The sequence below is a fragment of the Halanaerobium saccharolyticum genome, assembly GCF_003053565.1.
Classification (GTDB): Bacteria; Bacillota; Halanaerobiia; order Halanaerobiales; family Halanaerobiaceae; genus Halanaerobium; species Halanaerobium saccharolyticum_B.
In genome coordinates, this window is the sequence record NZ_QAXS01000010.1 from 15,285 (window position 1) to 40,937 (window position 25,653).

Genomic DNA, 25,653 nt, shown 5'->3' on the forward strand with positions numbered 1-25,653 from the left:
TCAATTTCCTCCTCTCTGATCAATCCTAATAATCACAGTAGTTTTCTCACCTTCAACACTTTCAACCCTCAGGCCAGAACTGCCTCCGTACATTAATTTTAAGCGCTGGTCCACATTGCGCAGGCCAAAATATTTCTGCTGATCATCAGTTTTCAGCCTGCCAGTTAAAATCTTATTTATCTCTTCTACCTTTGCAGCTGGAATACCAACTCCATTATCTGCAATTTTAAAATATATATTCTTATTTTCCCGGTAGCCTTTTACAATAACCAGTCCTTTTTTCTCAGACGGCAGCAAACCGTGGTAAATAGCATTTTCAACAATCGGCTGCAGTATTAATTTTGGAATATGCTTATCCATAATTTCATGATCTTCAACATCAATTATATATTCATATTCTTCTCCATGCCGAAACTGCTGAATAAAAAGATAATTTTTTACATGTTTAATTTCATTTCTAATTAAGACCATTTCTTTACCGTGGCTTAAACTGAGGCGAAAGAACTTACCAAGAGCCTCAACCATATGAGTTGCTCTGTCAAAATCTTTGTTTTCCAAAAGTCCAATTATTAGGTCAAGAGTATTATAAATAAAGTGAGGCTTAATCTGGTTATCAAGACTCTCCATCTCCAGTTTCCTAAGCAGCTTCTGTTCTCTAACATTTTGTTCCATCAATTTATTAATCCGCCTGATCATCTTATTGAAACTCTGACCCAGCTCAGCTATTTCATCATTACCACTCGTATCAATTTTAACTGACAGGTCATTTTCGGAAGCCCGGTGAGTTAACTCCTGCAGCTTCTGGATTGGCCTTGAAAGTGAGGATGATAAATAAATGGTCAGCAAAATAATAATTAAGAGTACCACTAAAGTCATATATAATGTAATATCAGTTATATAATTCAACTCTGCTTCTACCTCATCTGCCGAGGCCATACTGATTATATACCAGCCAGTTGCATAGGAAAAAGTAGAAGTCAAAATATACTGTTCTCCATTTAGATTAAGCTTGCGGTCTGGAAAACCAGCATTATATAAGAGGCTCCTCTCACCTATCAGTTCCTGGTTGGGGTGATAAATAATATCACCATTTTGATCAGCAATTAAAAAGTAACTTTTTTCTCCCAGATTAAAATCGGTTAAATTTGCCAGTACATCCAGATCAATATCTGCAGAAATCAAAACATTTTCCTCGGCAATTTCGGGATAATATGAACTGACAATAGTAATTACTTCCTGCTGCAAATAATTTGTATAGGGAGAAGTAAAAGATATGTCTCCACTTGAATCAGAATACATCCTGGCTCTAAAATTTTCCAAATCAATATTATAAGTCCCATAACTGCTGATTCTGCGTCCATCCTGAAAGGTTATTGCAATATCCTCCAGTCCGGGCTTCATCTGTTTTAGATTATTAAAATCCTCCCAGATTCTAAAAGCATACTTCCTGTTATTTCTAAAATCATTGGCCTGGGTTAATTTTATAAATTGATTAATATAAAAATCCTGCTCCCGGCTTAAAAAAGTTTCAATCTCACTAATATAGTCTTCCAGATCTCTTTCCATTCTATTTACCATTTCCTGTGAGTAAGCACTGATTCGATCATTAATTGCCCCCCGATAAATATTAAAAGAAAGCAGCCCGGATAATAAAATTGGCAGCAGACCAATTATCAGAAAAGAAATAATCAATTTTGTTCTGATCGTATGAATCTCTATTTTATTAAATAATTTTTTAAAAAGATTATTAAACATTAAATTTCCACCTTATTTAACCCTCCAGGGTCGATGAGTTTGCAAAAGCCGCTCTAAATTATCATCATCAGCAACTTCTACGCCCGTTTCAATATATTCTCTCGGTTCAGCTCCATATTTTATATAGTTATATAATGTAGAAAGACCTTTAGAACCCATTGTGGCCATATCCTGACCAACCAAATACTGCAGTAGTCCCCTTTCCTGTAGTAAGAGCGCATCATAAAAGATATCTATACCTACAGCAACTCCTCCGTTTTTCGACCACTGCTGAAAATTAGGCAGAGCCTCTGCCGGTACATAAAAGGGCCAGCCGCCTACAAAAAATATAATATCAATCTCAGGATTTTGCTGTAAATACTGTTCCAGCAGTTCCACCGAAAGATTAACACTATCCTGATTCTCAACTATATCCTGCACTCTAATATTTGTAGCTTCAACAGTGTCCAGAAAACCTTCAATCCGACTGTCGAGATTAAGCGCACCCCGGACACCTGTCATAATCATAGTATCCAGTTTTTTCTCCTGCTGGTTGTAATCAATATTTCTGTTTTCTAAAACTGTAAGTAAACCTTCTGCAGTAACTTTTCCCGCCTCATAATTATTGATTCCAATATGAAAAAGCCTTCTACTGTCAGGAGCGTCAGCATCAAATGTTGCTACTGCAATTCCTGCCTCTATAGCTCTGTTAATTACATCTATATATTCAGGTGTATTATTAACACTTACCACCATTCCATCCACTTTTCTGGCAATCAAACTCTCAATTATTTTTATCTGTGCTTCTTCATTGTAGACAAAAGGAGCAACCCACTCAATATTAATTCCCAGGTCAATGGCTTTTTCCTGGGCATGTTCAAAAGCATCTAAAAAAATTGGATTGTCAAGTGACCGCGGAACATAAGCAATAGTAATTTCTTCATCATTTTCATTTGCCTGAATATTTTCTGCTCCAGCTGCAGAAGTCAAAAGCGCTGGCAAAATTATAATTACAATTAATACAAATAAAAGCCTGTTTTTTTGAGCAAACAAATTTTTCACCCCGCTTATTTCTTAGCTATCACAAAATTTCAAAAATTTAAACAGCACATAAAAAAAGGCCCGATAAAGGCCTTTTATCTTTAAGTTAACGCGTTCTATGCCATCAGATTAATATTTTGGCCTCTGCCCGGTCCGGCAGCTCTAGCCTGCTGCACAGCCTGGGAGGTTTCTTGCATACCTTCAACAAGTTTAGAGACCTGATCAGCACTCTGACCCATTGCCTGCCTCATTCCAGAAATACTCAAAGCCTGCTGAACACTTGCTATCTGATTCTGCATTGCAGCATTTATACTGCTCATTATATCAACTCCCTTGAGAATTAATCTTAATTAAACTAATCAGTATTTTAATAATAGCAGATTTCAGGCTTTTTTTCCACTATTTTGAGTAATTAATTAAATAAAGCAGGTAATTTGAGTACTTTTGTACAATTATTATTAGTGAGGAATAAATATTGAAAGGAGAATTTTTATGAGTGCAAAAAAAGAATACTACAGAATTAAAGCGGAAAATTTAATTAGAAATTTTGAGAAAAGAAATATTGAAGGTTTTTATGTAGAAGATTCAAAAGCAGCCACAGCAAAAGTGCTTGAGCTAATCAAAGAAAGAACATCAGTCTCCTGGGGAGGCTCAATGACTCTAGCTGAAATTGGAATTTTTGATAAGTTAAAAGCTGGTGATTATAAGCTGCTTGATCGGGCAGAAGCTAAAAATTCAGCCGAAAAAGAAAAAATTTATCATCAGGCTTTAAGTGCTGATTACTACTTAATGAGTTCAAATGCAATTACTCAGGCTGGAGAACTGGTAAATGTTGATGGTAACGGCAATCGACTGGCAGCATTAATTTATGGTCCCAAAAATGTGATTATTGTAGCTGGAATGAATAAAGTTACAGTTGATCAGGAGAGTGCAGTTAAAAGAGTCCGCAACCAGGCAGCTCCTGCCAATTCTGTTCGACTGGACCAAAAAACTCCCTGTGCTAAAACCGGTTACTGTAACAGCTGTCAGATAGATGATACAATCTGCTGCCAGACTGTTATTACCCGCCGTTCCCGCCAGGATGACAGAATTAAAGTTATTCTGGTTGGCGAAGAACTGGGATTTTAGAATGTTAATCTATTTACAGTAATAACTGAGTAATTGTGTTAAATTTAGTATAGTTATGGGAGGTGTTCTTTATGAATCAAACAATAGATAAACTTTATAATAATCCAGACGATAAAAATATCGAAGATAATTTTCAATTTATATTATTTGGTGGTACAGGTGATCTGGCACATAATAAAATCATTCCTGCTTTTTATAATTTAGCAGCCAAAGATATACTGCCGGATCATTACACAATAATAGCTACCGGCCGCCGTTATGACAACAAAAATGAATATCTTAATAATTTATATGCTTCACTTGAAAATAAAAAAGAAAAAATTGATAACCGGATCTGGCAGTCACTTACAGATCATATCGAATATTTTCAGCTCTCTTTTAAAGAACCAGATGACTTTGAAAGGCTCCGCCAGAGACTTTTAGAAAAATCTAAAAGAGAGAAAATCTCTAACCGTATTTTCTATCTGGCGACTGCACCGAAATTCTTCTCAGAAATTGCAGAAAATTTAAAGGAATATAATCTTTTAAATGCTGGTTTTGAGCACAGTGATTCCAGACTGGTAATTGAAAAGCCCTTTGGGCACGATTTCGAGTCAGCTCAAAAATTAAATAATACTCTCAGCAATATTTTCTCTGAGAAAAACATCTTTAGAATTGACCACTATCTGGGCAAAGAAATGATTCAGAATATCATGGTTATCAGATTAAGCAATCCAATTTTTAGAGCACTCTGGAATAAGGACCACATCGACAATATTCAGATTTATCTAAATGAATCAGAAGGTGTTAAAGATCGCGGAAAATACTATGATGATACCGGAGTAATCAAAGATATGTTTCAAAATCATATCCTCCAGGTTTTATCATTAATAGCAATGGAAGAACCGGAAAATCTAAGTGCTGAAGAAATCTCTGCGAAAAAGGTTGAAGTTTTTAAAGAACTTGCTGACAATGATTTAAGTGATATAGATAAACACATTGTTCGGGGACAGTATGACTCAAACACCGTCAATAATGAAAAGATCAAAGCCTACCGCGAAGAAGATCAAATTGATCCTAACTCTCAGACAGCTACCTTTATGGCACTTAAATTATTTTTAAATAATGAGCGCTGGCGTGATGTCCCAATTTACCTTAAATCTGGTAAAAGATTAAGTAAAAAAGAAGCTGCAATCGCAGTCGAATTTAAAGATAATTTTCACTCTTCCTATCTGCAGAACCAGAACCTGGACAGTAATCTGCTGCTGATTAAAATTCAGCCTGAGGAAGGTGTTTCTTTAAGATTTAACACCCGCAAACCGGCCAGTAATAATAAGATTATTCCGGTTGAAATGGAATTCTGTCAGAGCTGTCAGCAGTTTTTCAACTCACCTGAAAATTATGAGGGCTTAATCTATGATATGATAGCCGGGGACAAAACACTCTTTACCAGCTGGAAAGAGGTATCTTACTCCTGGAAGTTTATCGATAAAATCCAGCAGAAATGTGTAGATGAAAATATTGAATTGCATCAATATCCAGCTTTAAGTGAAGGGCCTGATGCAGCTGACAGACTCCTGGAGGCAGATGGTCGAAGCTGGCTGGATAACGAATAAGTTTGACAAATAATTAAGACATTTTCAATAAAATTAATTCCACTAATCTAAGGGGGATTTTTATGTATGATATCTCAATGACAATCAGAAAAAATATGTTAGTTTATAAAGGTAAAGATGAGATCAGGCCCAGGTTGAGTACTGTTAGGGATTTCTCTCAAGGAGACGCCCACGAATCCGAGCTGCAGATGAATGTCCACACCGGGACTCATGTGGACGCTCCTCTGCACATGCTGGAAGACGGTGAAAATGCCAATCTCTTTTTTGCTGAGAATCCATTTTACAGAGCTCAGCTGATAGATCTGACTGAGCTGGAGGAAAAAATCACTGCTGAAGATTTAAAAGAATATAATATTGAAGAAAATTCATTTTTAATTTTAAAAACCAAAAACTCTCAACCCGGATTTCTGGAAAAAACTCCAGAAAAATTTATATACTTAGCCGAAAGTGGAGCCGAGTACCTGATTGACAAAAAAATAAAGGGAGTCGGAATTGATACCAACGGCATAGAAAGAGCTCAATCCGAGCATCCAACTCACAAAAAACTGCTGCGAGAGAAAATTATGATTTTAGAGGGCCTGCGTTTAAATGAAGTACCGGCAGGTGACTATATCCTGCTGCTTTCTCTCCTAAAAATTGCAGAAAGTGATGGGCTGCCCGGTAGAGCTTATTTGTTTGAGCAGGGAGAAATCGAAACCATGCTTAAGTTATTCAAATAGATTATTAAAGTTAGGATTTTAAGGAGGTAGTTATAAATGAAAAAATATGAGATTGGACTGATCGGGCTTTCGGTAATGGGGCAGAATCTTGCTCTTAATATTGCCCGCAATCACTCAATTGCAGTTTATAATCGTACAGAAAGCAAAACTAGAGCTTTTATGAAAGATAAAGTGAAAAATCAGGATCTTAAAGCAGCTTATGAGCTGGAGGATTTTGTTGCTTCATTAGAAAAGCCGCGCAAAATTATGCTGATGATCAAAGCCGGAAAACCTGTAGACTTAGTTATTGACAGCCTGCTCCCCTATTTAGAAGCAGGTGATATAATTATTGATGGTGGAAATTCTCATTTTGATGATACAAATAGAAGATTAAATAATCTTAAAGAAAAAGATATCCGCTATCTTGGGGTAGGTATTAGTGGTGGTGAATATGGTGCTCTTCACGGACCATCGATTATGCCCGGAGGTAATGAAGAAGCTTATGCCGAAGTCTCAGAGATTATGGAAGATGCAGCTGCCCAGACTGAAAAAGGCGCCTGTGTCAGCTATTTAGGACCAAATTCGGCCGGCCATTATGTCAAAATGGTCCATAATGGTATCGAATACGGGATCATGGAGGTTCTGGCTGAAATTTATGATTATATGCGCAAAGTCCTGCAGCTTAAGCCAGAAGAAATGGGAGATATTTTTGCTGAATGGAATCAGGAATTTGATTCCTATCTGGTAGAAATCACTGCTAAAATCATGAAAAAAGATGACCCTAAAACAGGCAGAAAGCTAATTGATTTAATTCTGGATAAAGCCAAACACAAAGGCACTGGTAAATGGAGTGTTCAGAGTGCTTTAGATCTCGGTACTGCAATCCCAACAATTAATGCCGGGGTTAATGCTCGCTTAATGTCTGCAATTAAAAGCGAAAGAGTCGAAAATGCAGCTCAGTTTGCAGATGACACCAGAGCTGTAGTCAGTAAAGACGAAATGCTGCCGGTACTTAAATCTGCTCTCTATTTTGCTTCAGTAATTGCTTATACAGAAGGCTTTAAACTCTTAAAAACAGCTTCAGAAGAATATAATTATCAGCTGAATTATAAAGAGATTGCCCGCATCTGGGAAGATGGCTGTATAATTCGCTCCGGACTCTTAGAGCCAATTCAGGCAGCATTTGCCGATGATATGCAGTTGAAAACTTTAATCACAGCTCATCAGTTTAAAGCTCAACTTAATGCAGCTGCAGAAGAAATTGAAAAACTAATAACAACTGCTGCTCAATCAGGATTACCCTTAACAGCAGTCCATTCTGCTCTCGATTATTTTAACAGCTTAAAATCTGAAGAACTTCCCGCTAATCTAATCCAGGCCCAGCGTGACTTCTTTGGTGCTCATACCTATCAGCGCCGGGATGAAGATGGCATTTTCCACACCGAGTGGGAATAATAATTTTTGAACCAGGTCCAAAACAGCGCTTTTGGACCTGGTTCAAATAAATGATTTCACAAACATATAATAAAAAGTGCAGAGCTTTAATTTTTAAGCTCTGCACTTTTTTTATTTAAATTCTACCATTACCTGAGTCACTTAAGTCAATCAATCCTTCTGGATAAGGCTTGAAAATGGTCTGAGGCATTAAATACTCTACTTTAAACCTGATAATCCAGGACCTCAGCAGTGCCAGCGGTAAGGAAAATGGAACTTTATCATTCCTAAAATCTTTCAGAGTCTCTAAAAAATATTCCCTTTCATCTCTACTGATGTCAGAAGAAACATAACCAAAAATATGCTGCAGCATATTCACTCTTTTACCTGTGTCAGGCAGCACATCTAAAGTTTTCAGCATCTGCTCTCTATAATTATGCATCGTCTCTTCTGTCTTTCCTTTTTCATGGGCAGCAACTATTCTCCCCAGCTTATTTAAACCATTCTGATTATAAGACATTATTAAATATTTATTATTGCTGTGAAAATCAATTAAATCTTTAATCTTCCCACCCTCAATCACATGCCGCAGATCGGCCAGCAAAAATATCTTAATCAAAAAATTTTCTCTCAGCTTGAAGTTTTTAAGTCGACCTTCATTCTCAATAACTAAAGAAGGAAAATTCTGGGCCAGATTGTCTGTAAAATAACCGGCTCTTTTCTCTCCCAGCGCAGGCACTTTACCTGCCTTGGGATAAACTTTTGAATCATTTGTCCCACAGGATGGTGAGCGATTTTTGGCAATAAAGCCCTCAATTTCTTCCTCATTTAAATCAGAAACAAGCTTTTCAAGATAGCTGTCCATCTTTTCTGTATGATCCTCTCCTGTCATCGAATCTACAAGCCGATATTCAGAGTCTTTTTTAATTAAGCGCACAGAGTTGCGGGGAACTCCAAGTCCGATCTCAACTTCAGGACAAATTTTAATATAATTAACATGTTTTTCTAAAGCACGGACAAATTTATCAGGAATACTATCACCATTATAGCGGCATTTACAGTATTCAAGGCATTTACTTAAAATCAGATTGGGTTTTTTAAATTCTCTCAAAATAAATTCCTCCTGTTTCTATCTTTATTTTTTAGGAAACCAGGGAAAAAATATATTTGTTTTTTCCGCATATTCTTGATATTCCTCATCATCAGCATAGCGTTTTTCTAAAAGTGGTACTCCCGAAACAAAACGCAGCAGATAGGTCATAATTATTGGACTAAAGATAAATTTCCAGCCTCCACTTACCGCCAGGGCAATAATATAATATCCCCACCAGACCGCAGCATCACCAAAATAATTGGGATGGCGGGTGTACTTCCAGACTCCTTCTTTCATTACATGTCCATCTTTTTCTGAAGCAGGTCTGGACTTAAAATCTTTAAGCTGTTTATCACCAGCTGCCTCAAAAGCAAAACCGATTCCCCAGACAAATAGACCAATAAAATCAATTATTTTCAGGCTGTGATAAGGAGCAGAAATAATCTTAATTATCGGAGTAGAAATTATAAATAAAAGAACACCCTGAAGCATAAAAACTCTTAAAAATGATTTTAAATAAAAATTATCCCATTCTTCTCTCCATTTTGCATAACGAAAATCTTCACCCTTACCAAGATTACGTTTAAAAATATGGTAACTTAATCTCAAACCCCAGATTGTCACCAGAAAAGTAATGATAAATGATCTAAGATTATAATTATTTGTTAAATAGAGAGCCATATTTGCGGTATAGACATAACCCAGGCCCCAGCCAATATCAACAATTGAGTTATCTTTTTTTAAAACAGCAATCACAAAGAATATTGAAAAATAAAGCAGGACTAAAAGAAATAACTGAAAATAAATTGAGTTCAACATTTTAACAACTCCTCATTTCTGATCTGTAAATAATGATCAGATTATTTTTCCAGCAAAGCTACAGCGGTACTTCCTCTCCCGGCATTCATCGCCACAATCGGAGAAATCGCTTCCAAAAATTCTACCTCTATATCCAATAATTCTCTAAAACTTTCCAGATACCTTTTTGCCCGCTCAAGATCATCACCATGGACAACTGCAAAGCGTTTAATTCCATTTTCGCTTTGATGATCTTCTAAAATAGATTTTATCTTTTTAAAATTACCTTTTTTGCTGAAAGCGGTGGCAAAAGCTATCCCATTACCTTCTCGATCAATTGAAATAATCGGTTTTAGGTTAAGAAATCCGGCCAGTTTTCCTTTTAGCGGACTGACCCGACCGCCGCGAACCATATATTTGAAATCACTTACACTGACATAAATATAGAGCTTTTCTCTAATTGATTTTAGATAGCTTACAGCCTCCTCAAAACTTTTCCCTGCTTCTATCTGTTCAACTGCCTCCATAACTAAGAGGCCTTCAGCGCCAGAGTTTGTTTTGGAATCAATAACTTCAATTTTAAGCCCCTCATTTTCTTTTTTAACATTTTCTGCTGCTTTAGTTAGATTATCATAGGTTCCACTCATTTTTGCCGAGACGGTAATTGCAATAATCGAATCATAATGTTCTGCCAGGTAATTAAGCTGATCCTCAATTTTCTTAACAGCCGGCTGGGCAGAAGATGGATACTCCTCCGCCTCATCAATAATGTCAAAAAAGTTTTTGCTGTCTATTGTTACTTTATCTAAATAATTGGTGCCAGCAAGCAGTATATTTAAAGGCAGCAGATGAACCTGATGCTGATCACGATATTCTTCCGGTAAATCTGCAATTGAATCTGTCAGCACTGCAATCTCAGATTTTCTATTATATTTAACTGCCTGCTGCAGCAGCATATCATCAGCTTTTTGATCTAGAATAGTTGCAAATTTCTTTAATCTAATAAAAAGTTCAGGTGGATTACTGGTATGAATATGAACCCGCAGCTTACTCCTGTCACCGGCTACAATTAAAGAATCTCCGAGATCAGAGATCTTTTCTCTCAGTTCAGGAATTTCAATCTCCAGGTTTTCAAGGTAGGCTTCTGTGCAGTAGCGGTATTTAATCTCCGTTTCTTTACCAATCTCTTCTTCCTGAGCAATCTCAATTTTTGCTGTAGAATTAATTTTTAAGTCTTTTAAATCACCAGTTTTGATAAAACCTACAATTCCTTCTAAAAAAAGTACAAAAGCCTGAGCTCCAGAATCAACCACATCCGCTTCTCTTAAAACTGCAAGCTGGTTTTTAGTATTTTCCAGAGAACTGGAAGCACTTATTAGAGATTCCTCCATCACTTCTGCAAAGTCACTGCTCCTATTTTTTAATTTTTTTAAGGAATCCGCCCAGTCTTTCATCACTGTCAGAATTGTTCCTTCAACAGGATTATTAATTCCCTGGTAGGTATAATTGACTGCATTATCTACTGCCTGCGCAAATTTGCTGACATTAACACTTTCAGCTCGATCAATACTATTTTTTAAACCATTGATAAACTGTGCAAAAATAATCCCCGAATTACCAATAGCCCCTCTTAAAGCCGCATCCCCCATAGAATTTAAAGTCACAGTCAAAGAATCATCCTTTACTGCTTCACTTCTAACAACACTCAGAGTGCGTGACAGATTACTCCCGGTATCTCCATCTGCAACCGGAAATAAGTTGATTCTATTTAATTCCTTTTTATTGGCAATAACTTCTTTTGCTCCAGATAAAAAAGCATAATATAATCTTTTTCCATCAAGATAGGTTATTTTCATCCCAATCTCCTCCTGCGTACTCAAATTAATAATCTTTACTGTTAAATTTATTATATCCTTAAATGCTAAAAATTGAAAGTTATTTGAAAACAAATTTTTAAAAAATTTAAAATTTAACTTGACATTAGATGAGTATCTAATTATAATATAGTTAGAAGTTAATCAAAAGGAGATGTTTTTGATGGGTTCGAAAAAATATCAGCTTGATAGATCAATAATTTATGAGTTTTTATTGAGTCTTTTTCGTCTGGAAAATGATGAAGGAATGAAACTTAAACAGCTTGACCTGGAGAAAGAAATAAAATTGGAGAAGGAAATTGTTAACTGGGTCGAGGAAAAACTTGCAAAAATCCCAGAAACTAAAAAGAAATTAATAGCCAAATATTTCAATAAAGAAAGCTATTTTGGCCTCTGTCTTGTTTCCGAAATACCACAGCTTGAACTGACAACTATTGCAGAATATTTAGAATATCTAAAAACAAAAGAACCGGCAGATTTTATCAAGAGATTTACTCAGTCAGGCTACGGCCCGGCTCCTTCAGAAAATATTGATCTAAAAAAAGTTGAGGAGCTAATTAACAGCGAAAAAGAAGCTGCAAAATTTGTAAATGATAAGATTAATTTAGCCTCTGATCAAAAATGGAATTTACTTCAGTTTTATTTTAATCCGGAAACAATGAAGGAAGAATTTATTGGTCTGCTTGAATGGTATTATGAAGAGCTGTTTAAGGAAGATCAGGATTGGATAAGTGATAAATCAGAGAAAATTAATGATACTTATCAGGAAAATTTAAACCGCTATGGAGAAAAATATTTAAAAAACATCTTAGAAAAATTAATAGATGAACCATTAAGTGCAGAAGAAAACTATATTGCCTTTTCTTATTTTTACGAAACTTCTCTTTTAAACAGCAGCACAAAAAATGGAGGCAATTTTTATTTGATCGGATTTCGATTCCCGGAGATCTTTGCCGCCGATGAGGAAGGAATTTTGGGAAGTCTGGAAATATTCAAAGCTCTGGCAGATGAAACAAGGTTAAACATCATTTCTCTTCTGGGAGAGAAAACTATGTACGGTAATGAGATAGCTGAAAAATTAAATCTAACTAATGCTACTATCTCTCACCATGTCAGCAAATTATTGATGAACAACATTATTCAGGCCCACAAAGAAGATAATAAATTATATTTTCAATTAAATAAAAAAAATTTCAAAAAAACAATTTTAAAGTCTATTGACAATCTAATCTAATTTTTTTAAAACAATATTAGATGTATATCTAAAGTATCTATGTTAGAAGTTAGTCTTAATTAAAAAGGAGGGTCCAAAATGACTCTTAAGCAAAAAAATCTTAAACTCAGCCATTCCGGCCACTTTGTTCTTAATCTATGTATCTATTTCTTTATGAGCACTGTAATCTATTATCTTTTAAGCTCCAATATTAATCTAGCTAAACTATCTCTGATCTTAGCATTATTTGTTCTGAGCTTTCTTTTCAGTGCCCGAAAATCTGAGATAATTATTCAGAAACTCAAACTGAAAAATACGCTTATATTTACTAAATGTACTCTGGCACTGATTACATTTACTGCAGCTCTGCTAATCTATAATAGTTTTACTTTGAATACAGCAGCCTTTTATCTGCTTGTTCTGAGTACAGCACCTGTCTATGGAGTTTTAAACAGAGCTTACTGCAGTTATTATCAAAAATCAAAAAGACAAAATAATCACCAGAAAATTAAAGAAATTATTCTTCAGCACAATTTAGAAAAATTATTAATTGTAATTCTGGCAGTTAGTATTGTTAATATAATTGAAGTAAATACTATTCCCGTCATTCTTTCGATAACTGCAGCCTATTATCTGCTCTCAGCCTATATCAATACCTTTCAGGAAATATAATATCCTGAACCAGGTTCAAAACGGCCGTTTTGAACCTGGTTCAGATGAATAATATTATGCACTTTTTATTTCTGCGAGTTCCTCACTGATTCTTGATAAATTCTTACCATAACGAAGATCATCTCTTAAATCTGTCAGAACCTTGTCCAGAACCTTCAATTCCTGCATTAATTCCTTTTCTTCTGCAGTTGTATCGATAATATCTTTGATTCCACCATTATTAATGATAATCCTTTTATCTCCCATTAAAGCCAGAATTGGATCATGGGTGGCCATCAGCACAATTTTTTCCTCTCCCACCAGCAGCTCCAGCGCTTTTTCGCGGTCTATACCGGCATTTTCAATCTCATCAATCAAAATAATTGGAGAGGAACTTAAAATTGCAGTATCTGCAATCATCAGGGCCCGTGACTGACCTCCACTCAAACTGGTAATCTGAGCCTCGCGGCCAAACTGTTCTCCAGCCAGTTGATTGGCCTCTCTAAAAATTCTTTCCACAACTTCTGCCTGATTATCAATTAAGCGGCTCTCTGCATGCAGATTCAAAAATTCGATTACCGACAGATCCATGACAAAATTCATATTCTGTGAGAGCTGAGCAACCAGTTTTTTACCGCCGGTAAAGCGCCACTTTTTATCAGGCACCTCATCATTGATTAAAATTTGTCTTTCAGTCGGAGTATCCCCCTGAGCAGTCCATTCTATATCTGCCAGCAGTCTACTTTTACCGGAGCCGGTAGGACCAACAATCGAAATTATCTCTCCACTGTGAATATCCAGCTTCTCATAATTTTCTTTTTCGCCATCCTTATTATTCCCGGCCAGAATGGAAAGTTTGGCGACAATCGAATCATTTTCACCCAGAAATTCCTGCATATTTCTGATGTGAGAAGATAGACTATCGGCAAACTGGTCCAGATCAAATACCACATCTTCCATTTCTTCAATGGTTAATTCTGAAAAAATTTCCTTTAAAGTTTTTTCTTTGTCATCAACAGCCAGCTTCTGGTCTTCAAAAAAGCTCTCTGTATAGGGATATTCCTCTATAATTTCCTTGATGCTTGAATTCTTTAATTTATCTTTACTGATCATTATTCATCACCCAGTTCTATTTTTCTGACATTACCCAACTGATGTTCTTCACCAATTCTAGTTTCACCAAGGCAGTAAGAACACATAGCAGAAGGCATGGAAAATCTTAGTTTTTTACCGGTTACAGTGTCGATATGGTCATCTTGATCATAGAGCAGAGTTGAAAACTCAAAAGCTCCCTGACCGGTTAAACCATTAACATTCATTACCATTGCATCAGGATTAACTGTGCTCACCCGGGAGGCAAAAACTTCTCTTTCCGCCTGAGAAACAATATCTCCTTTAGTAATTACCACAATATCTGCAGTTTTCAGCATTGGGCCAATTTTTTTTGGGGTGTTAATTCCACTTAAATTATCAATAACACAGATTGCCTTAATGTCCTTGATATAAGGGGAGCAGCGGTTGCACAAACCGGCACTTTCTGTAATTAACAGATCTAAATCTCTTTCTCTACCCCACTGCACAACTTCTTCGATATTGCTCACAAAATAATGGTCAGGACAGAGGGAACCGGATAAACCCTTTTTGACCGGCACTCCTGCCTTACGGTAGAGTTCATCATCATCTGTATATAAACAGTCAAACTTAACCACCCCAACTTTTAATCCCTGCTGCTTAATTGCTTCTATTGTTTTTAAAATAACAGCAGTTTTACCTGAGGAAGGTGGTCCTGAAAAAGTAACTAAATTCATACTGAAGCCACCTCCACAGCTTTGTTAAATTCTGCTTCCAGATCTCTTAATAATTCACCTGGATTTTCTCCTCTTAAGAAATCCCATCCCGGCCACATAAACTGAGCCTTTTCGGGCAGTCCATTATCTACTTCCGGCAGCACACTCGGGAATAATCCCTGTTCAGCCAGAATCTTACCCATTTTTTCGGAAGCCATTAAATCAATTAAAGGCTGCATTTTTTCATTTTTCTCTTTTTTAGTCAGCATAAATATTGGCGAAACAATTGCTCCATCTTCAGGCCAGACAAACTCCATGTGGGGGAAGCGCTTTGCCATTCTGGTAAAGAAATAGGGCATGATTGTAATTGCAGGCTGATCATCAGCTTTGCGTCCACCCTCTTTAACCATCTGAGATGGGTGCAGGGCTTTTTTCATTGAGCGGCCGAGCTTCTGAACTCCTTCTCTGCCGTATACTTTATAAATATTTAATAAAATTGCATTAAAGAGGTCAAAGTCACTGACCGGGAGGCTGACACTGTTGGCAAATTCTTCGCTTAAAATTTCTTCCCAGCTTCTGGGGACCTCTCTCCCGTCTAATTCTTCTTTGTTTACCAGGAAAACTGCCGGCACAATACTTAAAACTGAGTAATCTCCCTCTGGATCAAGTAAATCAACACCTGCTTCAGTGAAATCACTATTCAGTTCTTTGATCCCAGTCGCATCTTTAAAAACATTCTGGCGGCGGAAGCGGTCCATTAAATCCTTATCAAAGAAAAGGTCAAAACCGGCAGAAATAAAGATATCCGAAAGTTCATCCGGAGATGTTATCTGGTCAAATCCATCCTGCAGCCACTCCAGTCCCTGAGAAGCTGATTTGAGATCAAGTTCAACCTCATAATCAAGTTCCTGGGAAGCTTTTTCCAGTTCCTCGGTCATCGGGATCTTCACCGGACAGGGTAAAGAGCCGGAGACTTTTATTTTAGCTCCACCTGTTTTTTGAGTCGAACTTTTTTCAATTTCTGCTTCCATCAGCTCTACCAGCTTCTCCAGATCCAGGTTTTTAAGTCCTGCCGCCTGCTTTAAAGTAATCTGTTTACCAAAACTCTTTCTCTTTGCCTCATCATCTAATTGATTAAAACCTTTATTAACCAGTACCGAAATAACTGCTGGATATTCCTCAGTTATCTCAAATAAATTTTTATTAACATCAATTTTTCTTTCCATTTTAACAAACACTCCTTTATATTTAATGGTACCAGGTCCAAATGAGTCCATTTGGACCTGGTTTAATTAAGTTCATTTGGACCTGGTTCATTTGTATAAGTTCATTTGGATAATTATTTACTATTTAAAGTTTAGCATTTTACTCAACTTTGTTCTGTGACCTGTGTCACCCAGCTAAAACTTTTTTTAGCTTTCTATATTTGTTATAATAATTGATAACAATAACATTTTAATTATATCAGTCTAAATATATTTTTTCTGCGTTTTATCTCACAAAAATCAAAGTTTTTTATTATTTAGCAGAGAAATTTGCTTAATGTTGAGCAAATTACTTGCTTTTATAAAAATTATTGCTTATTATAGAACATATAGAATAAATTAGAGGTGGTAATAGATGAGTGTAGTTAAAGAAATACCTTTTTTTAGTTTACTAACAGAAAAAGAACTGGATTTAATTGATGAAATTGCCAGTGAAACTGAATTTAAAAAAGGAGAATATATCTTTTTTGAGGGTGAAGAAGGAGATAAATTTTATATTATTAAAAATGGTCAGGTCAAACTGACAAAAATGATCAAAAATGGAGATGAACAGATTTTAAATATTTTTAGTGACCATGATATAATTGCAGAAATAGTTGCTTTTGATAAAGGTAATTATCCGGCATCTGCTGTAACAATGACCGATACTGAAGCTATTGTCTTTGATCAGTCTGAATTAGAAAATCTAATTTTAAAACATCCTTCAATTGGAGTTAAACTGCTGAGAGAAATGAGTGGACGCCTGCGCCGGGCACAGCAGAATGTAAGAGACCTGGCCTTAAAAGACAGCTCTGCCAGAGTGGCCGGACTTTTAATTTTTCTGGCTGAAAAATATGGCAAAAAGAAAAAGGACAGAATTATTTTAGATATTTCTCTAACCCAGCAGGAATTAGCCAGTATGATCGGCAGCAGTCGAGAAACTGTATCCCGGGTTCTGGGACAGTTCGAAAGTGAGGATCTGATTAAAACCTCCCGCAAAAAAATTATTATCTATAAATTAGATAAAATTAAAGCTTACACTTAAAGGCAGCTTAATTAATTTTTTTGTTAGCTGTTTTACTTGCAAGAATCAAATAAATTTATATAATAATCTCAACAACCTTTTATAAGCCTATAAGAATATAAGAAAGGGAGGTTGATATAATGAGAGATTTTCTAATATCAGCTGTAATGGTGGGGATAGTAATAATTCCACAATTAGCTGAATTGTACTTTTCTAAAAACAACTAAGAAATAAACTAATGCAGAATTCAAAAAGGGTCCTAAACAGTTTTTGCTGTTCAGGACCCTTTTTTAGTTATTCTATTTATTTTGATAAGCTTTTTTGGACTCTTCAATTACTGCAAGTGCTTCTTCAACACCGGCCCAGCCGATAATATTTACTTCTTTTTCTTCTAAATTTTTATAAACTGAAAAGAAATGCTCGTATTCTTTGAGCAGATGCTCTTCTAAATCATATAAGGTATTAGTATTTCTAAAACGCGGGTCATGTTCGGGAACTGTAAATATTTTTTCATCTCTTCCCTTTTCATCTTCCATAATAAACATCCCAATTACTCTTGCAGTAATAATACAGCCAGGAAAGGTCGGAAATGTAGTTAAAACCATTGCATCAAGGGGATCACCATCATCAGCCAAAGTTTCTTCTAAATAACCATAATCTGCTGGATAATAAACCGGTGAATACATTACCCGATCCAGTCTAAACTTCCCCTTTTCCTTATCATATTCATACTTGTTGTTGCTGCCCTTTGGTATTTCAACAAAAACATCAATTACATTATCACTCATTTTTACTCCCCCAATTATAAATTAAATATACTCTTTAATTAAATTTAGACAAAGATATTTTAAAGTTGTTCTAATTAATAAGTTCTGAAAGTCTTTCTGCCATCTGCGTAATTTGGTCAGCTGCATTATGTAGTTTTTCAGTCATTAATTTTTCGTTTTCAGTAAAAGATTCGACCTTCTGGTTCATTTTATCGATATTTTCTTTTGTATTTTCAGTTGACTGATTTAGATTATCTATAAAACCAGTAATCTCTTTGACTGAGGAGCCTGTCTCATCGGCAAGTTTTCTAATCTCATCAGCAACTACATTAAACCCATTGGCATTGACATCAGCCCGGGCAGCTTCGATTGCTGCATTAAGGCCCAGCATTTTAGTCTGGTCAGAAACAGTTTTAATAAATTTAACTATTTCGTTTGTTTTCTCCAGATTAGCCTTGCTGTTTTCTGATGCCTGCTGTAATTTTTCTGCTGTCTGATCAAGTTCTGCTATATTTTGAGTGTTGCTGCTGCTAATTTCTTTAATTGTTCCTCCGATATCAGCGGCCAGATTGCAGAGTTTATCTGCTTCTACTTCCATTCTATTTAACATTTCTTCTCTGGAGTTTACAATTTTAAAGAGAATTAAAGAAGTCTCAGAATCAATTATTTTTGTTTTTTGATCAGCTGCCTCTTTAACCAGCTCAGAAAGTTTTTTATTACCTGTAACCTCCAGTATAACCTTTTCTCTATTTATTTTTAAAAGATCATTAAAATCTTTGTAGACTGAAATATTATTTTCCTCTGCCTTTAAAATCCCGGGAGCTTCCAGATTTTTGTCACAGATTCCAATAACTTTTACATCTTCCATATCTAAAAAAGTTTCTAAAATTGAAGCTCCACCGTCACCGGCCCCAATGATTCCTATATTAAGCATAAATAATTCCTCCACTTATTAAATTTGATTACTTTACTAATATTTATTTCTAGGTCAGGATAATTAATCCTGCTTTTTGAACAGAATCAGAGAGGAATGGGCTTTAAACTCTGCTTAATTAATATATAACTTCATCTCTAAAAAATCAACACTTTTTGCCAAAAACTTTTTTTCACAATTAATTACGAAATTTCACTCTAAAATTATATGATAAAATGGACCTAATTTCAGGCTATTTTCTTTCAAATTTATTTAAAAGATCTTCGATATATGCTATAATAGAAATACTATTTTTAATTTTTTACATTTTATAATTCTTAAGGAATATAAGGAGGAAAGTAGATGTTTTTTAAAAATTTGAGTATTGCTAAAAAAATCTTCTTAGTAATTGGGCTAAGTTTTTTAGTTTTAGTATTAATAATGGGATATTTTTTAAACTACCAATTTAATAAGCTCAGCCATGACAACACAGAAACCGTAAGTAGATATTTACTGGATTCAGAAAAAGAAAGAATTCAGCATGCAACAGAAACTGCTGCTGGTTTTATGGAAGAACTGGTGGCTGAACGCGAAAACAACCTCAGTTTAGAAGAATTAACTTCTCTAATCAGAACCTATAATCAGGACCTGGAATTTGGTGAGGTTGGTTACTTTTTTATTTATGACTCTGACGGAAATACAGTCTCATTACCACCAACACCTGAAATCGAGGGCACAAATCGCTGGAACCTGCAGGACGCAAATGGAAAATATATATTAAGATCTCTGGTTGAAGCCGCTAAAAGTGGGGGGGCTTTTGTAGATTATATTTACGCCAACCCTGATACAGGTGAAGAAGAAAATAAAATTAGTTATGTTGCCCCAATTGAGGGCACAAATTACCTCATCGGCGCTGGAACCTATGCCGGCATAATTAATAGTGAAGTAAATTCTGTGCAGAATGAATTAGATGGTTTTATTGCTAATATTTCAAGTTCATTATTAATTTTCGCAGTAATTACAGCTCTGATTTTTGCTTTAGTAATATTCTTTATTTCCCGCTACATTTCTAAAAATATAAATAAGATTTTAACTGGAATGGATCAAATGTCTGAAGGAGATTTAACCTACAGATTGGATATTAGAAGTGAAGATGAAATTGGAAAACTTGCTCAGGCCTATAATCAAACTGCTTCTGCTCAGAAAAAAATGGTGGAAGAAATTCAAATGGAAGTAAGTGAACTCAGCGCTCAAAGTGAAGAGCTTGCAGCTTCAGGACAGGAAGTAGAAAGAGCTGCTGAACAGGTAGGGGGAGCTATTGAAAATGTTGCCTCTGGAGCTGAAGAACAATCAGCCCAGATTTCTGAAACCAGCAGGAACTTACATCAATTGATTAGCAAGATTCAAAACACCAGAGAAAAATCAAAAAAGATGGATCAATCTTCTGAGCAGGTAATAAAAAATGTTAAAACTGGTACCGAATCAATGCAGAGCTCAATTAAAGAGGTCAATAAAGTTAAGGATAATTCTGCAGAAATTGGAGTTACTATCAATAATCTTGGGGATTTATCAGAAGAAATTGGAAATATTGTTCAACTGATTAATAATATTTCTCAACAGACAAATTTACTGGCTTTAAATGCAGCTATTGAGGCTGCCAGAGCTGGTGAAGCTGGCCGCGGTTTTTCTGTTGTAGCTGATGAAATCAGACAGCTGGCTGAAGAGTCTGCCGAAGCAACAGATAATATTTCCCAGTTAATTGATAAGATTCAGGCTGGGGTCGATAATGCAGTTCAAAAGATGGATGGAACTGAAACTGCCGTCAACAGCAGTGTAGAAGTAATCGAAAATACCGGTGAAGTGTTCAATAATATTGAAAAAGCTGTTGCTAATTTAAGCAGTTTAATTACTGAAATTGACAGTGAAACCAGCGAAATGGCAGCTGTTAGTGATGATGTTAATAATATGATTAATAATGTAGCTGCAGTAAGTGATGAAGCAGCAAGCAATGCTGAAGAAGTTGCCGCTTCCAGTGAAGAACAGATTGCTTCTACTGAAGAAATTGTCTCCGCTGCCCACAGACTATCTGAAATGTCAGATAACCTGAAAAATATGATTGCTAACTTTAAAGTAGAGTAAGAGTTAGCTACTCTAATTTAATAATTAAAACAATTAACCCCCTGCCCAGGAGCAAAATTCTCCAGTCAGGGGGTTTTGATATTAAGTTATACTATTTTGATTTATATTTTACTTTTTATTATTTTCCAGCCGGGCAAATAAAATATTGTTCTCCAGATGAATATGCTGGAAAAGATCAGATTCTAAATCTTCAAGCAGACTGTAGCATAGTTTAAATGAATTACAGGCGTCTTCGGGCAGCTGATAATCAGCTGTAACTTCTCTCAATTCTTTGATTATCTCACCTGCTGTATCATGTTCAGTTTCTAATTCCAGAATTCCATTCAGAGTTTCTTCATTTTCGCCACCATTTTCAGCCTGTGAATACTTTATAATTAGAGGAAAAATTTCCTCTTCTTCTTTGATTAAATGTTCTTCAAGCTCCATTCTTAAAGTATTAAATAGACGGTGAACCTTTTTCAAAACCTGACCGTGCTTTTCTCGATGGGCCCGCAGAATCTTTTTTGTCAGCTCTGAAAGCTGAGGCAGAGTCTGCTGTAAAAATCCGTGGTGTTTATCTATTATATATTCTATCAGCTGTGACTGGGATAAATTCTTCGGGTCTTCTATTTCCTGATAATAGTCATTTTTGTCAGAGTAATTTTCATTTATCTCTTTCAGTATTTCTGCTGCCTTAGAATCATCATTTAAATCTTCTTTAACAGCGAGCTTTAATTCTCGATCTCCGCCACAACAAAAATCAATCTTATTTTCCTTTAATATTTCTGCAGCACCCGGAAATTCCGTTACAATATTTCCAACTGTATCATTTAATTTAAACATTTTTTCACCTCTTTTGTAAAATTATATACTTTTAATTTATCAGCCTAAAATTTAGTTAGCTGCCAGTTCCGCTTCCGGTGTAAAGCTGCAGTAACCAATCTGATCACTCTGAGCCTTTATTTCTTCCCACTTTTCCTCTGCAATCATATCTTTAGCTGTTGGATATAAAATATTATTTTCTTTAAAAATATGGTCTCTTAAAGTAACCACAACATATTCTGAATGCATCTTTAATTCTTCCTTAAACCGATCAAAATTCATCTCGTCAGCATTTTCTGCCAGCTTCATTATTTCTTCCTTGTGGGGCCAGAGATCATCGTGCTCCATCCGCATAATTCTGGTTGGCCCTGTTACTCCGCCTTTATCCACCTCAGGGAAAAGAGTTTCTTCTTCTCTGGTGTGGTGTTTTTCTGTATCCAGCAATTTAGTTCCGATCTCTTTTAATTCCTCAAATAGAGGGTTATCTGCCTCAAATTTATTTAGCTTTTGAATTTCTGCATTTAATTCATCCAGACGATCTAATATTTTCAGAATTTCTTCATGTTCAGAAATTAAAGTACTTAAAGGATGGCCAACTGGAACATTAGCCTTCAATGCCTTTAATTCCTCTGCCATCGCTTCAATATGAGCAGTACAGAGGTGTCTTAATTCAGTTTCTTCTAAACCATCATTTATTAATTCCTGTTCAGCTTCAGATAATTCTTTAGCACTAATGCTGTTTATTAACTCCTGGGCCTCTTTTTTTACCTTTTCAGTTGCCTCACCACTATTTAATCTTTCTAAAAGATTCTTAAGTTCTTCTTTTCTTGTTTCTGCAGTCATTGTACTGCCTCCTTATATTAATTATATTTAAACTTGAGTAATTTACTATGTTTTAATTATGACATTAATTTTAAGGCAGTACTATGACATATATCACATAAATCATTATATTTTAAAATTAATTTACTGCTGTCTTCTGAGTTTAGGCTTGAAGATTAAGTTTTAAAATTAATGACTGCAATAAAAAAAGACCTGCCTACATAATGCAGACAGATCTCTAATAGGCATATTTACATTTTTCTCCAGGTACCCGGTACCCTCCTGGTTTTACTCACCAGCCATGATTGCGGCAACATCTTCTTTAACATCACCGGTTGGCTTAATATCAAACTTATCAACCAATACATTAAGCACATTTTCGGAAACAAATGCTGGCAGTGTGGGTCCAAGACGGATTCCTTTGACTCCTAAGGATAGCAGTGCAAGTAATACTGCTACAGCTTTCTGCTCATACCAGGCAATATCATAAGAAATTGGGAGGTCATTAATATCATCTACACCCATAGCTTCTTTCAGCTGTAAAGCAATATAAGCTAAGGAATAAGAGTCATTACACTGACCTGCATCTAATACTCTTGGGATGCCACCGATATCTCCCAGGTCAAGCTTGTTGTAGCGGTACTTAGCACAACCAGCGGTTAGAATTACAGCATCTTCTGGTAATTCTTTAGCTACATCTGTAAAGTACTCTCTATCTTTAAAGCGGCCGTCACAACCACCCATTACTACAAAGCGGCCGATATCTCCATTTTCAACAGCTTCAATCACCTTGTCAGCAACGCTCATTACTGTATTACGAGCATAACCACCAGGGATTGTACCTTCTTCTAACTGAACTGGAGAATCACAGGTTTTAGCCATTTCGATCAGCTCGGAGAAGTCTTTGCTTTCTCCTTCTTTACGGTCAGGAATATGAGTAACCTCAGGATATCCTGCCATACCTGTTGTAAAGATCCGATCCTTATATGAATCTTTAACAGGGGTAATACAGTTTGTTGTCATCAGGATTGGACCATTAAATGATTCAAATTCCTTATCCTGGTGCCACCATGAGTTACCATAGTTACCAACAAAGTGATCATACTTTTTGAAAGCCGGATAGGAGTTAGCAGGCAGCATTTCACTGTGAGTATAAACATCTACTCCAGTACCTTCTGTCTGCTCTAATAACTCTTCCATATCTTTTAAGTCGTGACCACTGATTAGAATACCGGGGTTATCGCGAACACCAATATTTACATCAGTTGGCTCTGGGTGACCATAAGTAGAAGTATTAGCTTCATCTAAGAGAGCCATTGTTTCTACAGCCATCTCACCGGTTTCCATAACTAAACCTACAAGATCATCAACACTCATGCTGTCATCTGTTGTAGCAGCAAGACATTTTTGAGTAAATCTATCAATTTCTTCTTTATGCTTACCTAAAACTCTTGCGTGGTCACCGTAAGCTGCAATACCTTTAAGACCGTATGTAGCAAGCTCACGTAATGATCTAACATCAACATCTTCAGTTTCTAGAACCCCAACATCAGTACCCTTATCATAATAATCGCTTACATCATCACTATACCAGGTAGCATGTTCAGGTAACTCACCACTAAATTCTTCACCGTGATTTTCTTTATATGCTTTTTCAAATTCAGCCTTAACTTCATCTCTTAAAGCAAAAGATTCTTCAATTAAATCTTCAAATCTTTCAGCATCAAAGTTAGCATTAGTAATTGTGGCAAAAAGACCTTCCATAATAAATGGTGCAGTCTTATCTGACAGATCAACACCCTCAGCCTTAGCTTTTTCTGCATAAACAGAAATACCTTTGAGAACAAATACTAATAAATCCTGTAGATTAGCAACATCTGCATCCTTACCACAGACACCTCTTACAGTACAGCCTTCATTCTTTGCTGTTTCCTGACACTGATAACAAAACATGGACATAAATTATTCCTCCCTTGAAATAAATATATTCTGCAGTTTATGTAATTTATTTTCTGCAGTTGAAATTAAATTTGAATTACAAGTGCTTTACTCAAGTATTATTATATAACTTTGAATATATTCTTCTATGATATAAGTCACAGAAGAAAAATTTTCTTAACAAAAACACCTGCAGCAGGAATAACTTAAACTTACACTTACAATTATCTATCTAGCTTTACAATTGAATCAAATTGACTGAATTCGATACAATTAATCTCAGCAAATAATAATCTTTTAATGCAAAATCTATTTAAATTCCGGCTGCAGGTATTGTTGAAAATATTTTATTAGTTATCTAAATTGTTATTATTAATTGTTATTTTAATAATCTTCTAAGTGATACCACTCAGCATCTTCTAACCAGGTATTAGGACGATCTACCATTTCGGTAATATTATCCATGATTTTTTCGTGCTTCTTTTCTTCTTCTGCCAGACGCTTAAAGGTCTTTTTGACAAGCTCAGAATCTGATTCTTCCGCTTTTTCGGTATAGAATTCATAACTCTTTCTTTCTAAATCAATTGCCTTTTTATAAACATCTACCTGTTCTTCCGGCATTACATCATCACCAGTAGGCATATTATCAGCAATTTTATCAAAGGCTTCCTTGGCTTTAGGCAGAATTCCGGACTCTACTTCGTCAACCTCTTTGTTTTCTTTTAACTGGCGCACAATATTTTCATGCTTTTTTTCTTCCTCTGCCAGTTCTAAAAATACCTTTTTTAAATCCTCATGACTGGTATTGGCTGCACACTCTTCGTAAAACTCACGATTTTCAATTTCAAAGTCAATAGCAAAATCATAAATATTCATAATTATAAGCCTCCTTAAATATTTTTATCTCCATTTTATTTTCTCCATCTTACTGGACAATTAATTTTTATTCAGAATTAAAT

The 25,653-nt window shown here is 35.6% G+C and carries 23 protein-coding genes; 8 read left to right on the top strand and 15 right to left on the bottom strand.

Features of this window, described 5'->3' with window-relative positions:
* The 3 genes from C8C76_RS05725 to C8C76_RS05735 form a co-directional block, all read right to left on the bottom strand.
* The gene (locus C8C76_RS05725) at nucleotides 1-1,755 is read right to left on the bottom strand and encodes a sensor histidine kinase (protein ID WP_108139512.1); all 1,755 of its coding nucleotides are present in this window, start codon (nucleotides 1,753-1,755) and stop codon (nucleotides 1-3) included.
* Between the two features lie 12 nt (nucleotides 1,756-1,767).
* Nucleotides 1,768-2,787 carry a substrate-binding domain-containing protein gene (locus tag C8C76_RS05730; protein ID WP_181248156.1) on the bottom strand — a complete coding sequence of 340 codons (1,020 nt, stop codon included), beginning with the start codon at nucleotides 2,785-2,787 and terminating at the stop codon, nucleotides 1,768-1,770.
* Nucleotides 2,788-2,891: 104 nt separating this feature from the next.
* The gene (locus tag C8C76_RS05735; protein ID WP_108139516.1) at nucleotides 2,892-3,095 is read right to left on the bottom strand and encodes a putative motility protein; all 204 of its coding nucleotides are present in this window, start codon (nucleotides 3,093-3,095) and stop codon (nucleotides 2,892-2,894) included.
* A gap of 172 nt (nucleotides 3,096-3,267) precedes the next feature.
* On the opposite strand from C8C76_RS05735, the gene C8C76_RS05740 reads away from it, so the two are divergent.
* The 4 genes from C8C76_RS05740 to gndA all read left to right on the top strand — a co-directional run bounded on the left by C8C76_RS05740 (nucleotide 3,268) and on the right by gndA (nucleotide 7,651).
* Entirely contained in the window at nucleotides 3,268-3,903 is a 636-nt protein-coding gene (locus C8C76_RS05740) for a lactate utilization protein (RefSeq protein ID WP_108139518.1), read from the top strand.
* Between the two features lie 71 nt (nucleotides 3,904-3,974).
* Nucleotides 3,975-5,498: a glucose-6-phosphate dehydrogenase gene (zwf, locus tag C8C76_RS05745; protein ID WP_108139520.1), complete on the top strand. Its 1,524-nt coding sequence runs from the start codon at nucleotides 3,975-3,977 to the stop codon at nucleotides 5,496-5,498.
* A gap of 62 nt (nucleotides 5,499-5,560) precedes the next feature.
* Entirely contained in the window at nucleotides 5,561-6,217 is a 657-nt protein-coding gene (locus C8C76_RS05750) for a cyclase family protein (RefSeq protein WP_108139522.1), read from the top strand.
* A 36-nt stretch (nucleotides 6,218-6,253) separates the two neighbouring features.
* Complete coding sequence (gndA, locus tag C8C76_RS05755) at nucleotides 6,254-7,651, top strand: NADP-dependent phosphogluconate dehydrogenase (RefSeq protein WP_108139524.1); 1,398 nt, start codon at nucleotides 6,254-6,256, stop codon at nucleotides 7,649-7,651.
* A 115-nt stretch (nucleotides 7,652-7,766) separates the two neighbouring features.
* Here gndA and C8C76_RS05760 read toward each other — a convergent pair whose 3' ends face one another.
* Genes C8C76_RS05760 through C8C76_RS05770 form a run of 3 tightly spaced genes read right to left on the bottom strand, consistent with a single transcriptional unit; the run spans nucleotide 7,767 to nucleotide 11,377 of the window.
* Nucleotides 7,767-8,741, bottom strand: a complete 975-nt coding sequence (locus C8C76_RS05760; protein ID WP_108139526.1) for a YbgA family protein — start codon at nucleotides 8,739-8,741, stop codon at nucleotides 7,767-7,769.
* A gap of 24 nt (nucleotides 8,742-8,765) precedes the next feature.
* On the bottom strand, nucleotides 8,766-9,542 hold the full coding sequence (locus C8C76_RS05765; RefSeq protein WP_108139528.1) for a DUF1295 domain-containing protein: 777 nt from the start codon (nucleotides 9,540-9,542) through the stop codon (nucleotides 8,766-8,768).
* A gap of 41 nt (nucleotides 9,543-9,583) precedes the next feature.
* On the bottom strand, nucleotides 9,584-11,377 hold the full coding sequence (locus C8C76_RS05770; protein ID WP_108139530.1) for a DAK2 domain-containing protein: 1,794 nt from the start codon (nucleotides 11,375-11,377) through the stop codon (nucleotides 9,584-9,586).
* 181 nt (nucleotides 11,378-11,558) lie between these two features.
* Between C8C76_RS05770 and C8C76_RS05775 the strand changes: the two genes are divergently transcribed.
* Both C8C76_RS05775 and C8C76_RS05780 read left to right on the top strand, forming a co-directional pair.
* Nucleotides 11,559-12,629 (top strand): ArsR/SmtB family transcription factor, encoded by a 1,071-nt coding sequence (locus C8C76_RS05775; RefSeq protein WP_181248157.1) that lies wholly within the window; start codon nucleotides 11,559-11,561, stop codon nucleotides 12,627-12,629.
* A 78-nt stretch (nucleotides 12,630-12,707) separates the two neighbouring features.
* Entirely contained in the window at nucleotides 12,708-13,280 is a 573-nt protein-coding gene (locus C8C76_RS05780) for a hypothetical protein (RefSeq protein WP_108139534.1), read from the top strand.
* 54 nt (nucleotides 13,281-13,334) lie between these two features.
* On the opposite strand, the gene C8C76_RS05785 is transcribed toward C8C76_RS05780, so the two are convergent.
* From C8C76_RS05785 to C8C76_RS05795, 3 genes are read right to left on the bottom strand one after another with little or no spacing between them, the layout of a single operon-like run.
* The gene (locus tag C8C76_RS05785) at nucleotides 13,335-14,372 is read right to left on the bottom strand and encodes an ATP-binding cassette domain-containing protein (RefSeq protein ID WP_108139536.1); all 1,038 of its coding nucleotides are present in this window, start codon (nucleotides 14,370-14,372) and stop codon (nucleotides 13,335-13,337) included.
* Nucleotides 14,372-15,067, bottom strand: coding sequence for a GTP-binding protein (locus C8C76_RS05790; RefSeq protein WP_108139538.1), 696 nt, complete (start codon nucleotides 15,065-15,067; stop codon nucleotides 14,372-14,374). The genes C8C76_RS05785 and C8C76_RS05790 overlap by 1 nt, the downstream gene beginning before the upstream one ends.
* Nucleotides 15,064-16,272, bottom strand: a complete 1,209-nt coding sequence (locus tag C8C76_RS05795; protein ID WP_108139540.1) for an ABC transporter substrate-binding protein — start codon at nucleotides 16,270-16,272, stop codon at nucleotides 15,064-15,066. Before C8C76_RS05795 ends, C8C76_RS05790 begins: the two co-directional genes overlap by 4 nt.
* A gap of 394 nt (nucleotides 16,273-16,666) precedes the next feature.
* On the opposite strand from C8C76_RS05795, the gene C8C76_RS05800 reads away from it, so the two are divergent.
* A complete protein-coding gene (locus tag C8C76_RS05800) occupies nucleotides 16,667-17,335 on the top strand; it encodes a Crp/Fnr family transcriptional regulator (protein WP_108139542.1) in 669 nt (222 codons plus the stop codon).
* 278 nt (nucleotides 17,336-17,613) lie between these two features.
* Here C8C76_RS05800 and C8C76_RS05805 read toward each other — a convergent pair whose 3' ends face one another.
* On the bottom strand, nucleotides 17,614-18,102 hold the full coding sequence (locus C8C76_RS05805; protein ID WP_108139544.1) for an inorganic diphosphatase: 489 nt from the start codon (nucleotides 18,100-18,102) through the stop codon (nucleotides 17,614-17,616).
* Nucleotides 18,103-18,172: 70 nt separating this feature from the next.
* On the bottom strand, nucleotides 18,173-19,015 hold the full coding sequence (locus C8C76_RS05810) for a methyl-accepting chemotaxis protein (protein WP_108139546.1): 843 nt from the start codon (nucleotides 19,013-19,015) through the stop codon (nucleotides 18,173-18,175).
* A 342-nt stretch (nucleotides 19,016-19,357) separates the two neighbouring features.
* Between C8C76_RS05810 and C8C76_RS05815 the strand changes: the two genes are divergently transcribed.
* Nucleotides 19,358-21,133, top strand: coding sequence for a methyl-accepting chemotaxis protein (locus C8C76_RS05815; RefSeq protein WP_108139548.1), 1,776 nt, complete (start codon nucleotides 19,358-19,360; stop codon nucleotides 21,131-21,133).
* Nucleotides 21,134-21,241: 108 nt separating this feature from the next.
* Here the strand turns inward: C8C76_RS05815 and ric are convergent, their stop codons facing one another.
* From ric to C8C76_RS05835, 4 genes are all read right to left on the bottom strand, one after another.
* Entirely contained in the window at nucleotides 21,242-21,955 is a 714-nt protein-coding gene (gene ric, locus C8C76_RS05820) for an iron-sulfur cluster repair di-iron protein (RefSeq protein WP_108139550.1), read from the bottom strand.
* Between the two features lie 51 nt (nucleotides 21,956-22,006).
* A complete protein-coding gene (locus C8C76_RS05825; RefSeq protein WP_108139552.1) occupies nucleotides 22,007-22,777 on the bottom strand; it encodes a DUF438 domain-containing protein in 771 nt (256 codons plus the stop codon).
* A 267-nt stretch (nucleotides 22,778-23,044) separates the two neighbouring features.
* Nucleotides 23,045-24,709 (bottom strand): hydroxylamine reductase, encoded by a 1,665-nt coding sequence (gene hcp / locus C8C76_RS05830; protein ID WP_181248158.1) that lies wholly within the window; start codon nucleotides 24,707-24,709, stop codon nucleotides 23,045-23,047.
* Nucleotides 24,710-25,078: 369 nt separating this feature from the next.
* Complete coding sequence (locus tag C8C76_RS05835; protein WP_108139556.1) at nucleotides 25,079-25,570, bottom strand: ferritin-like domain-containing protein; 492 nt, start codon at nucleotides 25,568-25,570, stop codon at nucleotides 25,079-25,081.
* Nucleotides 25,571-25,653: the final 83 nt, after the last annotated feature.

Coding starts and splice junctions, on each gene's coding strand:
- C8C76_RS05725 (WP_108139512.1), bottom strand. CDS start 1,755: ATGTTTAATAATCTTTTTAAAAAATTATTTAATAAAATAGAGATTCAT.
- C8C76_RS05735 (WP_108139516.1), bottom strand. CDS start 3,095: ATGAGCAGTATAAATGCTGCAATGCAGAATCAGATAGCAAGTGTTCAG.
- C8C76_RS05740 (WP_108139518.1), top strand. CDS start 3,268: ATGAGTGCAAAAAAAGAATACTACAGAATTAAAGCGGAAAATTTAATT.
- zwf (WP_108139520.1), top strand. CDS start 3,975: ATGAATCAAACAATAGATAAACTTTATAATAATCCAGACGATAAAAAT.
- C8C76_RS05750 (WP_108139522.1), top strand. CDS start 5,561: ATGTATGATATCTCAATGACAATCAGAAAAAATATGTTAGTTTATAAA.
- gndA (WP_108139524.1), top strand. CDS start 6,254: ATGAAAAAATATGAGATTGGACTGATCGGGCTTTCGGTAATGGGGCAG.
- C8C76_RS05765 (WP_108139528.1), bottom strand. CDS start 9,542: ATGTTGAACTCAATTTATTTTCAGTTATTTCTTTTAGTCCTGCTTTAT.
- C8C76_RS05770 (WP_108139530.1), bottom strand. CDS start 11,377: ATGAAAATAACCTATCTTGATGGAAAAAGATTATATTATGCTTTTTTA.
- C8C76_RS05775 (WP_181248157.1), top strand. CDS start 11,559: ATGGGTTCGAAAAAATATCAGCTTGATAGATCAATAATTTATGAGTTT.
- C8C76_RS05780 (WP_108139534.1), top strand. CDS start 12,708: ATGACTCTTAAGCAAAAAAATCTTAAACTCAGCCATTCCGGCCACTTT.
- C8C76_RS05785 (WP_108139536.1), bottom strand. CDS start 14,372: ATGATCAGTAAAGATAAATTAAAGAATTCAAGCATCAAGGAAATTATA.
- C8C76_RS05790 (WP_108139538.1), bottom strand. CDS start 15,067: ATGAATTTAGTTACTTTTTCAGGACCACCTTCCTCAGGTAAAACTGCT.
- C8C76_RS05795 (WP_108139540.1), bottom strand. CDS start 16,272: ATGGAAAGAAAAATTGATGTTAATAAAAATTTATTTGAGATAACTGAG.
- C8C76_RS05800 (WP_108139542.1), top strand. CDS start 16,667: ATGAGTGTAGTTAAAGAAATACCTTTTTTTAGTTTACTAACAGAAAAA.
- C8C76_RS05805 (WP_108139544.1), bottom strand. CDS start 18,102: ATGAGTGATAATGTAATTGATGTTTTTGTTGAAATACCAAAGGGCAGC.
- C8C76_RS05810 (WP_108139546.1), bottom strand. CDS start 19,015: ATGCTTAATATAGGAATCATTGGGGCCGGTGACGGTGGAGCTTCAATT.
- C8C76_RS05815 (WP_108139548.1), top strand. CDS start 19,358: ATGTTTTTTAAAAATTTGAGTATTGCTAAAAAAATCTTCTTAGTAATT.
- ric (WP_108139550.1), bottom strand. CDS start 21,955: ATGTTTAAATTAAATGATACAGTTGGAAATATTGTAACGGAATTTCCG.
- C8C76_RS05825 (WP_108139552.1), bottom strand. CDS start 22,777: ATGACTGCAGAAACAAGAAAAGAAGAACTTAAGAATCTTTTAGAAAGA.
- hcp (WP_181248158.1), bottom strand. CDS start 24,709: ATGTTTTGTTATCAGTGTCAGGAAACAGCAAAGAATGAAGGCTGTACT.
- C8C76_RS05835 (WP_108139556.1), bottom strand. CDS start 25,570: ATGAATATTTATGATTTTGCTATTGACTTTGAAATTGAAAATCGTGAG.